This is a genomic window from Burkholderiales bacterium (assembly GCA_035518095.1).
GTDB lineage: Bacteria > Pseudomonadota > Gammaproteobacteria > Burkholderiales > JAHFRG01 > JAHFRG01.
The window spans coordinates 1-11,780 of the sequence record DATIXX010000004.1 but is presented as its reverse complement, the minus strand read 5'-3'; the positions used below and the strand labels follow the sequence as shown (position 1 = coordinate 11,780).

The following is an 11,780-nucleotide window of genomic DNA, read 5'->3' as shown; positions in this document are numbered from 1 at the left end:
CACGCTCTCGTCAGAATTGAATGTTGGTCCGGATGCCGATGACGGCTTCGTTCTTTAACGCGTGATTCGGGTCGTTCGGATTGGCGACGCCGGCGCCGGGATGAAACACGTACTGAAAGTCAGGCTGAATCTGCCACCAGGGTGTCACTTGATACTGGTAAGTCACCTCGACTATGGTCTCGCTGCCTCGGACAGGGGTTAAAGAACCGGTAAAGAATGCAGTGTCACTGTCCAAGGCGGCAGCTTGGCTGCTCACATGGGCGTAGCTTATGCCGATGCCAAAGGTGTCGTTGTCGCGGTGCAGGAATGGTTCATGGAATACGATTCCCGCGTTCAGGCTGAAATCGATGAGATTGCGATCGGCCAACGGCGTTCCCATGGCGCGAAGAAAGACATTTAGGTTCCGGTCTGGTTCGGTCGCCTGTTGCCAGATCATTTGGTCCACCACGCCGTAGATTGCATAGTCGCCGCTATGGCTTTTCGGTATTCCGGTGCTGGCCGGATTGGCAAGAGACAGACCGGTATTATCAAATTGTTGATCGGCAAAGTCCTTGGTGTCGTACCAGAAGCCAAGTCTGTAGGTGCGGGCTAGCGGCTCCGACTGATTTGGATAAAGCATGGTCCCGGGCGAGGGATAGGCGTACTGTAACTCGGCGATGGCGAGCGTGCCGTTCCACGGAAAGGTCGTGCCTGACGAGTTCTGTTTCTGTGGGTCGCCATTGCTGTTATTCACCGGGCTCCCACTAAATACGCCTGCAAGGACCGTGAGTGACCCTGTCGGGCGCGCCCAGATCCGAACGCCGGGCGCAGAAAGCGGATACGCTGGGCCGCCGCCCGGCATATCGGCCGATGGAACCATCGGCCAGCCGAACATGGTGTTGACGAACGCCAAGGCATTGTCACTGACCATGAATTCCTGATCGAGGCTTTGCTGGCCGGCCCTGACGTTGAGCCGATCCTCGTTTCCGAACTTTTGCTGATACCAAAGTTCCCAGAGTCGAGTTGATGGATCGGCCTCGATGCCGCTCGCGGTTTGTAAGGTGAGAAGATTATTGGCGCTGAGATTTTGACCGTGGATTTGCAGAGCACTGGCGTGAAAGGTACCTCCATACCACGCAAAGGCGCGCTGCGTATCCATTTCCAGAACCATCTGGGTCACGCCGTCATATTCGAAGCCCTTCTGGGCTCCGCCCGACACGTTTCCTAGAACCTCGCTGGTTTCCTGCAAGGCAAATGAAATACCGTACTTGCTGAGAAAAGTACGCAGGCCCCACATGTCGCCAAGCAAATAGCTGCTGCGCTGGATGCCGGACAGGAATCCAAATGGGCCAGGCGCAGGCTGGGCCGGCTCGAAGCTTTCCGGTTGGGTCGGAACCGATATTGGCGGTGGTGCGGCGCTCGCTTGCCCACCCCAAATATAAGTCAATGTCAGGACCGCATAAAAAGCGAAGTGGAAAGCTTTTGAAGATAAAGCAGTGGCCAAGTCATTGTTACGAGGCGCGAAAACTACTGGTTGCCGAAGCATAAAGTAGCCTCCTCCAATTTTCTTATATTGGTGATTATAATGATAATGATTCTCATTTGCAATACAAATGGGAACGGCTATCAAAATCAAGATCTAGGCTTCCTATCTGCTTTTGGAAATCGGAGCAGGCTCTTTGAGATTGGCCAACGATCCGGGTCAATTTCTGGGATTCCCGTTGAGACCCTGCCAGCTCTGGCGCCAGCACGCGGACGATCAAACATTCGACGCCGGCGACCAGCAACCGGGGTCCGAACGCGACGTTAACCCTCAAATTTCAGAACCCAACTCAGAACTCGAGGGAGAATAGCGGTTGCTTCCAGGATAGCGTCGGGCATAGTGGTTTTCATCACTGCCATCCGGACAGGCCGAATTTGCCGATCATGTGACCGGATTCAAGCCGCGCGTGGGCCTGGCGAACGTTCGCGGCGTTGATGGGGGAAAGAGTTTCAAATAAAGTCGTGCTCAATTTTTTTGCGTCAACCAATTCGGCAGCCTCGTCGAGCAATCGGCCTTGCGCAGCCATGTCCGCCGTTTGATACATCGCCCGCGTAAACATGTATTCCCACACGAAAGTCGCACTCTTGCTTTTGAGCAGGTTCAAGTCCAGCGGCGATTTGTTTTCCACGATGGAAACGATTCTGCCTTGCGGACGAATGAGTTCCGCCATGACGTTCCAGTAGGCGTCGGTATTGCTGAAATTAGCGATGAAATCCACGTCGCGAAAATTCAGTTCCGTGAGTTGCGCGGACAACGACTGGCGATGATCCACCACATGATTCGCCCCCAGATTGACGGCCCATTCGCGCGTTTCGGAACGCGACGCGGTCGCGATGACAATCAGCCCGGCAAGCTTTGCCAGTTGAATCGCAATCGAACCAACGCCGCCGGCACCGCCGATGATCAACATCGACTGTCCGCGATTCCCTCCGTGCCGGTCAATGTTCAGCCGGTCAAAAAAGGCTTCCCACGCCGTGATGGTCGTAAGCGGCAACGCCGCCGCTTCGGCGAAGGAAAGTGTGCGCGGCTTGCGCCCGACAATGCGTTCGTCCACGAGTTGAAATTCAGCGTTCGAGCCGGGGCGCGTGATGTCCCCCGCGTAATAAACTTCATGGCCCGGCTTGAAGCGCGTCACGGCAGTGCCGACGGCTTCGACGACTCCGGCAGCATCCCAGCCCAGCACGCGCGGTGCCGTTTCCACTTGCCCCATACGCACACGCATCTTGGCATCGACGGGGTTAACCGAAATGGCTTCGACACGCACGAGCAAATCTTGACCAGCCGGACTGGGTTTGAGCAGTTCGACATCAAAAAGCGATTGCGGATCGGTGATTGGCAGGTAATGGGTGAGTGCGACGGCTTTCATATTCATTGACATAGTAACCCGGCGCAGCGCTTCAGGGGCGCATGTCCAGCCCTGGCGTAAACGAAACGGCCGCTCGCTTACAGGCCATATCTCTGCAGGAAACGCTTGATCTTGGACCTGGCAATCTGCGTGCCGAACCCACCCCAGTTGACATCAAATCCGTGATCGCTGGCGGAAAGAAAATACACCTCGTGCGGCACCCCGGCATTCGAAAGGGCTTGGTCCAGCAGTTTAGCCTGATCCGCGGAAACGATTCGATCGCTGGTGCCCAGGAGCGTGATAGTGGGCGGTGCCTTCGCGGTGACGTGGCTAAGCGGGGAAAGCACGCGGTAGCGCTCGGGCAGTTGCTCGGGTGTGCCGCCGATGTATTCTTTCATGAGGGGACGGACATATTCGGGGCTTTTGCAGGTGCGATACAGCAAAGCCATGTCTGAGGGACCGTAGAGATTAATGACACTGCGAATCGTGACCGTTGGGACATTGGTGGACGCAGGCAGCTGCGGGTCGCCCGCGCTGTAGGCGGCCAGCATGGAAAGATTGCCGCCAGCGGAGCCGCCCATCACGCTGATGCTCGCGGGGTTCACATGATATTCAGCGGCATGAGCAGCGACCCAACCCAGCGCCGCCTTGACATCGCCGATCTCATCGCGCCAGCGCACGGGCGGCGGCATCCGATACTCGACGTCGAACACCTCAAAACCGAGTTCGTTGAGCCAGCGGTTCCAGTTCGGCGTTTCGCTGCGATTGCCGTGCACCCAGCCTCCACCATGCACAAACACGATAGCCGGGCGCAAAGGGCCGCTATTGGGCTTGCCGGTGCGCCACACATCCAGCTCCAGCTTCGTGCCGTCATGTGCCGTCCCATAGATCACGCTGCGGTCCGGCTGCGGCAGGCCCAAATCGAGGCGCCCCGCATTCGCGAGATAAGTGCCCAGCGACAGCAGCACGTCCAACTGCCGCGCCTGCCGCCACAGTGCAATGGTCGGGACCAGCGCCATTGTCGCAGTCAGCATCACCAGGAAGCCGAAAACCCATGCGGCCAGCCTGGCACCGGAACGCTTCGCGAGAAATGACAACACCGCTACCCCAAGCGTTGCTATTAATAGGTGCAGCGGAAAGAACAGCGCCAACGCGCCGAATTTTCCGAGCCCCTCCCATGGGACCGGATACGCCATGCAGTACGCCAGCATCGCCATGACCACGGGCAGCAGCAAAGCACCCAATGTCAGCATCCACGTCCAAACTCCGCGCGGCCACCACCCGCTTCTCGCGGACAACCGCCCACTTTTCCCCAAGCTTTGCATTGACGCGAACTTCTCAGGCATGAATCATTGTTTCAAATGGACTGTCACTCACGGTTTCGGCGAAAAAAATGAAAACACGAAATGGTGGTACGCCGTTCGAGACAGTTTTCCCAATTGAGTACAGAATCATCTTGAACTTCGAGGTGGTTTGCGCTTCATGTGCGGTCCGGCGCGCACGGCGCCAGCTCATCGCGTCCGCGGCTTTGTCACGTTCTTTAGCGTGACAGTAACGTAAGCACGCCTGTGAGCGCATGCTCGACGGACTGGCGTCGCACTGCCTGGCGGTCGCCCTTGAAATGCGCGGTCTGAGTCGCAACGCTGCCATTTCTCGTTGCCCACGAAATACACACCGTTCCCACCGGTTTTTGCAGCGTCCCGCCAGAAGGTCCTGCAATGCCGGTCACCGCGACCGCGACCTGTGCGTGGCTCATTTTAAGCGCACCCAGCGCCATTTCTAGCGCAGTCTGCTCCGAAACTGCGCCGAATTTCGCTAACGTTTTCGGTTTCACGCGCAACATCTCGCGCTTGGAAATATAAGTGTAGGTGATGAAACCGCGCTCAAACCATTCTGAGCTTCCCGGCACCATGGTCACTGCTTCGCCCACCCCGCCGCCGGTGCAGGATTCGGCGGTGACCAGCATGAACTTGCGGGCTTTCAACATCCTGCCCACACGCAGCGCCAGCTTGTAAAGTTTATCCTGTGCCATCACTCGATCAGCGTTTTCCAGAACGCCAGGCAGAGCAGCGTGTAAAACGCAGCCATCAAATCATCCAGCATCACGCCGAAGCCACCATGGACTGTTTTGTCGAAATAGTCTATCGGCGGCGGTTTTAGAACATCAAAAGCTCGAAACAAAATAAACGCGAGGGCCTGCCATAGCAGCGTCGTTGGAGCGAAATCAAGTACGAGCAGGAATGCGACGATTTCGTCCCACACGATGCCGCTATGGTCGTCCACTCCCAAGTCTTCGCCGGTCTTGCCGCATATCCAGATCCCGAGCACAAACAGGACGGCAATTAGCGCAAGGAACAGCATCGGTGCCAAACGTGGGTTTAACAGCCAGAACAAGGGAAATGCAACCAGCGTTCCCGCAGTGCCCGGTGCACCGCGTATCAGCCCTGCCCCAAAGCCAAAGGCCAGAAAATGCGCGGGGCGGGTGAACACAAAACGCCACGATGGATTCGTTTCAGCCAAAATGATCATACCCCTTGGCGCTCCACGTCATGAGCTTGCCGGCAGCGTCAAGCAAGATCAAACCCCGACCTTTTTTTATGATTCCGATGCGCGTTAACGGCAATCTCAGTTTGCGCGACAGTTTTGTCAGCTTCGCACCGTTTTGCTTCGAGGCGGTAAAACAAAGCTCGTAATCATCTCCGCCTGCGAGCAGCGCATTCAACGCAGCATCGTATTTAAGATACTTTCGCAGCACCGCGGATTTGGGCAATGCGGCAAACTCGATAACCGCTGCGACTCCTGAGCGCTCAACTATGTGTCCCAGATCGGCCAGGAGACCGTCTGACACGTCGATTGCCGAGTGCGCCAGTTGCAGTAGACAGCGCCCGAGTGTGATTCGCAAGGCGGGCGTTTGCAATTTCTTCAGGCAGATCTGTGCCTCTCGCGCTTCAAGCGTTATGCGCTTTTGCAAATGCGCGACCGCCAGCGCTGCGTCGCCAAGCCGGCCTGAAACCCAAATCTCGTCGCCGACCCTCGCGCCATCTCGGCGCAATGCCTTGCCCTCCGGCACTTCGCCCATAATTTGCACGCAGATATTTAGGGGGCCGCGGGTGGTGTCGCCGCCGATCAAATCCACTTTCTGTGCTCTCGCCAAATCCATAAACCCCTTGGCAAAAGGCTTAATCCATTTTTCGTCGGCCTCGGGCAACGCGAGGGAAAGGGTAACCCAACGCGGAGTAGCCCCCATTGCCGCCATGTCGGAAAGATTTACGGCAAGGGATTTGTACCCCAGTTTGCCGGGATCGACGTCGGGCAAGAAGTGGGTCCCGCACACCAGCATATCCGTGGACACCACCAGCTCTTTACCCCTGGCTATTTTTACCAGCGCGGCGTCATCACCCACGCCCAGCACTGCGTTCGGCGACGGATGCGTGAAATAACGGTTGATGATTTCGAATTCTGAGACCATGAGTCAGGCCTTGCCGGCTAACTGCTCCCGTAAGCGCCCTAGGAATAACGACACGTTATTGATCCGGACTTAAGCTTGTAGCAGGCATTGATCGCAATAGCGAAATATAGCATGACCCAATGCTTTTGATTCTCCCGGTTGACGCGCATGAATTCTAACGGCGCGGTGCCAATGTAGTCCGCAGTTCGCTGTAAAACCCGGGATGCGTCGCCAAAAATTTGGCGCGGCTTGCTAGAAATTCGTTGTAGGCGTCAATGATGTTGCCGGGTAAAATACGGCGTCCGAGTCTACCCACTGCCCGGTCCCCAAACATGTCGGCAAGCAGGAAACTACCGAGTTCATAGTTGAAGTGGTACGGGTCCTGCCAGTAAACAGCCTTGTGCCCGATCACCGGTTCTCCGGTCAAGTCGTTGTAACCATAGAACTCCCACAGCTCAACATTTCCGTGTCGTGCCGCTTCAGCCACAACGCGCGCGATTGCCGCCATTGCTGCCCAGCGCTGCGCGTAGGTTCCACACAAGAAATCAAGCTCAAGCGAGAGTGCATGTACCGGAGGGAAATACAAGCGCAACTCGATGCCTCGCGCGCGGGCGTTCTGCAACATTCTCCGCAATCCAGTAAAGTCAAGCCCGCGCGGCGGCGTGATATCGATACCTGCGAATTGTGCCGAGGGCGGCGGCTGATCCGGTACCTGTGCCAGTGTGCACGGGGGCGAACTACCGGCGCGTCCGAGAAATATCTCATTGAAGCGTGCCGGCACTCCGGCAAAATCTCCGCGCGCGTAAAGAAAGCGTCCGTCGCGAGTATGGCTGGAGCGCCCGCGTCTTTGTTCCAGGACAGTCCGCATAGAATCTTTCAGCGCCGTTAAGGACAACAAGAACTTTAGCTGAGAGAAATCGTTGATCTCAGCAAGGCGGTGTGTGCAATCCACGCGTGGCAATGATTGCGGCTCGATCTCGACTACCGCGCGCTTGACATCCGTCGCCTGCACTGCGTATTCAAAATAGCACTGTGTGAGATCCCAACCCGCGCCCGCAAAAGCAAAATTGTACCCTTTCAATTTTCCGCCATCTGTGAACGCCGGGTCATTGGTATCGAAACCCGTTTCCGTGAATGAACTGCCCAGAACAATCGCCTGGGGGCGGATACGGGCCAGGAGTTGTGGTTTAACGTGCCGTTCGTAAGGCGCAAATCGTGGCTTAACCAGGTTTAACCCCGGAATCGCAAAATCACGGTAATACCAGAACGGGTCAATTACGCGGTTAACGCCAGTGACCAATAAAAGCACAAGCGCCAGCAATATAAGCAAGCCAAGCGTGTAGGCACGGGCGGTCATCAAAACTGGAAATAGATGAACTCGCTCACTTCGGTGAGCGATAACACAGCCAGCACCGCAACGATAACACTGGCCGCAAGCCACAACTTCGTGGGGCGCCACAGCCACCAGTGATCAACATGGTCGGGTTCGATCCCCAACGCCGGCCGGAATGAACGCATGATCTGCTGCGTGTTCGGTGCCAGCCACACCACGAGCGCACAGCCAAGAAGCCACCTTAATTGAGGAAATCCACCAAAAGTCACCGTATTTTCGAAATGCACCCCGCACCGCGCCAGCCACGGACCAACGAACCACCACTTGAACCATTGATAAGGCAATGTCATGCCATTCATGCCCACCATGCCCCGGACCATTGCAAGCGCATGATGAATGGAATCGGCGCGAAAGAATACCCAAGCCACTACCGTAGAAATAAAGGTCAGCAACACCGCCACCGCTTTACCGGCGCGGCCGCGGTCGCCAGGCCATTTGTATCGCTCTCGCAAAGTGCGCCATGCATGATTGATGAGCAAATATACTCCGTGCAACCCGCCCCAGGTGACAAAGGTCCAATTGGCGCCGTGCCAAAGACCGCCGAGTAGCATGGTCACCATAATATTGACGTAGCGCCGACTGGTTCCCTTTCTGTTGCCGCCGAGCGTGAAATAGAGGTAATCACGCAGGAAGCGAGATAGCGTCATGTGCCAGCGCCGCCAGAAATCTATAATGGAAGCTGCTTTGTACGGTGAGTCAAAATTGAGCGGCAAGCGAACCCCGAACAACAGCGACAGCCCGATCGCCATGTCAGTATAGCCTGAGAAATCGAAGTAAATCTGGAAGCTGTAGGCAAGAACCGCACCCCATGCATCGACCACGGACAGCGGCACGCCTTTCCCAACCCAATCGAAGGCGGGGCGCGCATAAACCGCAACGCCATCAGCGATAAAAGTTTTCTTGAAAAGGCCTATGAAGAGAATCGTTAGGCCAACTGCAAGATTTTCCCAATTAAGCCGATAGGTCTCGCGCAGTCCAAACTGGGGCATGATCTCTTTGTGATGAATAATCGGTCCAGCGATGAGATGAGGAAAATAGGTAACGAACAGGCTGTAATGAGTGAAACGATACTCGGCGGCCTTGCCCTGGTAGGCGTCAACAAGAAAAGCGATTTGCGTGAAGGTGAAGAAGGAGATGCCGAGGGGCAGGATCACATGTGGCAACGTGAGTCCTGCACCGAGCGTATTTAGGTTGGAAACAAAAAAGTCTGCATATTTATAGTAACCGAGCAGAACCAGATTCGCCGTTACGCCAAATGCGAGCAGACGTCTGCTCGCCGGATCTCCATGTCGCCGTAATATCGCCAATCCGACGGCAAAGTTGCAGGCGATGGAAACCACAAGGAGTGTCACATACCAGGGATTCCACCAGCCGTAGAAGACGAGCGATGCCACTGCAAGCCAGCCCGCGGCGAGGACGTTGCTGGCGCGTGCAACGAGGTAAAACCCGAGAAGCGTAATTGGCAAGAACGCGAACAGGAAGGGATACGAATTGAACAACATTATTGGAATGCTGCTCCGACCTCAGGTCCTTGCCTTAAATTCCGCAGGTCGCAACTTGGCGGCGAGTTTGTCGAGCACGCCGTTCACGTATTTATGCCCGTCGGTACCTCCGAACACTTTGGCCAGCTCAACTGCTTCGTTTATCACCACCTTGTAGGGCACATCGGGCCGGTGCGCAAGCTCATAGGCCCCCAACAGCAAAATGCAGTGTTCGATTGGGCTCAGTTCCTTAAGGGGACGATCAAGATTGGGCTGTAATTTTTCCTCAAGCGCGCGCGCACCGGAAATTGCGCCGCGCAGCAGCGTCAAAAAATATGCTTCGTCCAGCTTCTCGAAACCTTTTGCGGCGCGCGACTGCTTTTCGAGGATGTCTGCGCTGTCACCGCTCAACTTCCATTGGTACAGCGCCTGCAGCGCAGATTCGCGCGAGCGTCTGCGGCTGCTCCGGGCCGAAGCTATCCGTGTAGTCGTCATTTGGCTGGAAAGCAGCTATTTTTCGTCCAGGCGCCGCAGCAAATTGGCCATTTCTATAGCCACGCGGGCTGCTTCAGCGCCTTTTCTGCCCATGCGCTCGCGCGCTTGCCTTTCATCAAGGGTGGTCAATACTGCATTCGCCACCGGAACGCCGCTGTCGAGCTGCACCGAAGCCATGCCGCTTGCCGACTGGTTCGCCACTATTTCGAAATGGTAAGTCTCGCCGCGTATTACTGCGCCCAACGCGATGAGCGCGTCAAACTTCCCGCTATTTGCCATTTTCTGCAGTGCCACCGGGATTTCCAGAGCGCCCGGCACTGCCACTAGCGTAACGGCCTCTTCGGTCACGCCGTGTTTCAACAGCTCCTCGCGGCAGGCCGTCAGCAGGCCTGCGCTAATCTCAGGGTTGAAGCGGCTCATTACGATACCGAGACGCAAATTCACACCGTTTAATTCAGGTTCAACTTTTTTCATTGCGAATCAGTGTATTGCTATTTTTTATCGGGCAGCTCATAACCGGTAACTTCCAGCCCGAATCCCGCCATGCTGGGCATCTTACGCGGCGCGGCGAGCAGGCGCATTTTGGTGACTTTGAGGTCCTTGAGGATCTGCATGCCGATGCCATAGTTGCGCAAATCGGATCTGGCCTGCTTTTTCTCCGAAGCGCGTCCGGGTCGCAGCCGTTCCATCAGCTCATCGGTGCCGTCCGGCCGCTGCAAAAGAACTATGACGCCTTTGCCAGCCGCCGCTATTGTCTTCTCGGCATCATAAACGCTCCAGGTATGTCCGCCGGAACCGATGTCCAGCAAATCCATGACGGACAGCGGTGCATGCACCCGCACCAGCGTTTCTTCGCCGGGTACGATTTCGCCTTTAACCAATGCAAGATGCATGGCGTTCGCCGTCTTATCACTGTAGCCCACCAGTTTGAACTTGCCATGAACGGTATCGACCATGCGCTCGGTAACGCGCGTGACGAGCGATTCGGTACGACTGCGGTAATGAATAAGGGCAGCGATGGTGCCGATTTTCAATTGATGCTGCCCCGCGAACTCCAGCAAATCCGGAAGCCTCGCCATTTCGCCGTTTTCTTTCAATACCTCGCAAATGACCGCCGCAGGCGTAAGGCCCGCGAGTTGAGCAAGGTCGCAACCCGCTTCGGTATGCCCGGCCCGCGCCAATACCCCGCCCTGCTGCGCCATCAGCGGAAATACGTGTCCGGGCTGGGCTATGTCTTCGGGACCGGCATCCTGTTTTACCGCGACTTGAATGGTGCGCGCGCGGTCTCCTGCGGAAATGCCGGTGGTAACGCCCTCTCTTGCATCGATCGAGACGGTGAAATTGGTGCCAAGAAAAGAGCGATTTTGCATCACCATCAGGGGGAGATTCAGCTGTTTGCAGCGCTCTTCAGCGAGCGTCAGACAAATCAGACCCCGGCCGTATTTCGTCATGAAATTGATTGCGTCCGGCGTCACGTAATCGGCAGCAAGCAGCAGGTCCCCCTCGTTTTCGCGGCTCTCCTCGTCAACCAGAATCACCATCCTGCCTGCGCCGACGTCGGAAATAATGTCCTGAATGGTTGAAACTTGCGTGCTCATTTGCCTCGAGCCTTTAATAAACGCTCCGCGTACCGCGCCATCATATTGACTTTACTCATAACTCACTGTCATTCATGATGTATATTCTAGCAACTCGGGATAATACCGTCATTGATACCGACATTTTCCGCAGTGGGGCGCTTCATTAGTTAATGATAACAGCCTTGGGTTTATTGCCGCTGTTAGGTTGGGTATCAGGCCCTAACCAGTCGGTTAGCTGATTTGATGAGACTTGGTTCTGGCGTAGTACCTATATATATGCTCAATTCAACCCCGTGACGCGCACGTACACGCGAGTTCAAGCGGGTGAGTTTGTCTAGTCTGAGGAGCCCTATGCCCTCTTAACGAAATTGGGTATCTCCTAAGCGATGAGGATATAGACGTAATCATGAAACTACCTATTGGACCCGTTTAATTCTCTCGCTCTCGTGTTTCAACAACGAAACATTTTTCATGTTTTTATCATAATCTTTAGATGTCTAATTCCACTTTAATGTT

General features: G+C 55.6%; 11 protein-coding genes. All 11 read right to left on the bottom strand.

The window, feature by feature from the left end; genetic code table 11:
* Window positions 1-10: 10 nt before the first annotated feature.
* Window positions 11-1,615, bottom strand: a complete 1,605-nt coding sequence (locus VLV32_00295; protein ID HUL40340.1) for a carbohydrate porin — start codon at window positions 1,613-1,615, stop codon at window positions 11-13.
* A gap of 256 nt (window positions 1,616-1,871) precedes the next feature.
* A complete protein-coding gene (locus tag VLV32_00290; protein HUL40339.1) occupies window positions 1,872-2,888 on the bottom strand; it encodes a zinc-binding alcohol dehydrogenase family protein in 1,017 nt (338 codons plus the stop codon).
* A 77-nt stretch (window positions 2,889-2,965) separates the two neighbouring features.
* A complete protein-coding gene (locus tag VLV32_00285; GenBank protein ID HUL40338.1) occupies window positions 2,966-4,120 on the bottom strand; it encodes an alpha/beta hydrolase in 1,155 nt (384 codons plus the stop codon).
* A gap of 287 nt (window positions 4,121-4,407) precedes the next feature.
* Window positions 4,408-4,899: a CinA family protein gene (locus VLV32_00280; protein ID HUL40337.1), complete on the bottom strand. Its 492-nt coding sequence runs from the start codon at window positions 4,897-4,899 to the stop codon at window positions 4,408-4,410.
* Window positions 4,899-5,396 carry a phosphatidylglycerophosphatase A gene (locus tag VLV32_00275; GenBank protein HUL40336.1) on the bottom strand — a complete coding sequence of 166 codons (498 nt, stop codon included), beginning with the start codon at window positions 5,394-5,396 and terminating at the stop codon, window positions 4,899-4,901. Before VLV32_00275 ends, VLV32_00280 begins: the two co-directional genes overlap by 1 nt.
* Window positions 5,380-6,336 carry a thiamine-phosphate kinase gene (gene thiL, locus VLV32_00270; protein ID HUL40335.1) on the bottom strand — a complete coding sequence of 319 codons (957 nt, stop codon included), beginning with the start codon at window positions 6,334-6,336 and terminating at the stop codon, window positions 5,380-5,382. The genes VLV32_00275 and thiL overlap by 17 nt, the downstream gene beginning before the upstream one ends.
* Before the next feature lie 154 nt (window positions 6,337-6,490).
* A complete protein-coding gene (locus VLV32_00265) occupies window positions 6,491-7,672 on the bottom strand; it encodes a hypothetical protein (GenBank protein ID HUL40334.1) in 1,182 nt (393 codons plus the stop codon).
* Entirely contained in the window at window positions 7,672-9,210 is a 1,539-nt protein-coding gene (locus VLV32_00260; GenBank protein HUL40333.1) for an MBOAT family protein, read from the bottom strand. Before VLV32_00260 ends, VLV32_00265 begins: the two co-directional genes overlap by 1 nt.
* Before the next feature lie 21 nt (window positions 9,211-9,231).
* Window positions 9,232-9,684 carry a transcription antitermination factor NusB gene (gene nusB / locus VLV32_00255; GenBank protein HUL40332.1) on the bottom strand — a complete coding sequence of 151 codons (453 nt, stop codon included), beginning with the start codon at window positions 9,682-9,684 and terminating at the stop codon, window positions 9,232-9,234.
* 15 nt (window positions 9,685-9,699) lie between these two features.
* Entirely contained in the window at window positions 9,700-10,158 is a 459-nt protein-coding gene (gene ribH, locus VLV32_00250) for a 6,7-dimethyl-8-ribityllumazine synthase (GenBank protein ID HUL40331.1), read from the bottom strand.
* 17 nt (window positions 10,159-10,175) lie between these two features.
* The gene (gene ribBA, locus VLV32_00245) at window positions 10,176-11,282 is read right to left on the bottom strand and encodes a bifunctional 3,4-dihydroxy-2-butanone-4-phosphate synthase/GTP cyclohydrolase II (GenBank protein ID HUL40330.1); all 1,107 of its coding nucleotides are present in this window, start codon (window positions 11,280-11,282) and stop codon (window positions 10,176-10,178) included.
* Between the last annotated feature and the right edge of the window lie 498 nt (window positions 11,283-11,780).

Excerpts from the sequence above, each read along its gene's own strand:
- VLV32_00290 (HUL40339.1), bottom strand. The coding sequence starts at position 2,888 with ATGAAAGCCGTCGCACTCACCCATTACCTGCCAATCACCGATCCGCAA.
- VLV32_00285 (HUL40338.1), bottom strand. The coding sequence starts at position 4,120 with ATGCTGACATTGGGTGCTTTGCTGCTGCCCGTGGTCATGGCGATGCTG.
- VLV32_00280 (HUL40337.1), bottom strand. The coding sequence starts at position 4,899 with ATGGCACAGGATAAACTTTACAAGCTGGCGCTGCGTGTGGGCAGGATG.
- VLV32_00275 (HUL40336.1), bottom strand. The coding sequence starts at position 5,396 with ATGATCATTTTGGCTGAAACGAATCCATCGTGGCGTTTTGTGTTCACC.
- thiL (HUL40335.1), bottom strand. The coding sequence starts at position 6,336 with ATGGTCTCAGAATTCGAAATCATCAACCGTTATTTCACGCATCCGTCG.
- VLV32_00265 (HUL40334.1), bottom strand. The coding sequence starts at position 7,672 with ATGACCGCCCGTGCCTACACGCTTGGCTTGCTTATATTGCTGGCGCTT.
- VLV32_00260 (HUL40333.1), bottom strand. The coding sequence starts at position 9,210 with ATGTTGTTCAATTCGTATCCCTTCCTGTTCGCGTTCTTGCCAATTACG.
- nusB (HUL40332.1), bottom strand. The coding sequence starts at position 9,684 with ATGACGACTACACGGATAGCTTCGGCCCGGAGCAGCCGCAGACGCTCG.
- ribH (HUL40331.1), bottom strand. The coding sequence starts at position 10,158 with ATGAAAAAAGTTGAACCTGAATTAAACGGTGTGAATTTGCGTCTCGGT.
- ribBA (HUL40330.1), bottom strand. The coding sequence starts at position 11,282 with ATGAGCACGCAAGTTTCAACCATTCAGGACATTATTTCCGACGTCGGC.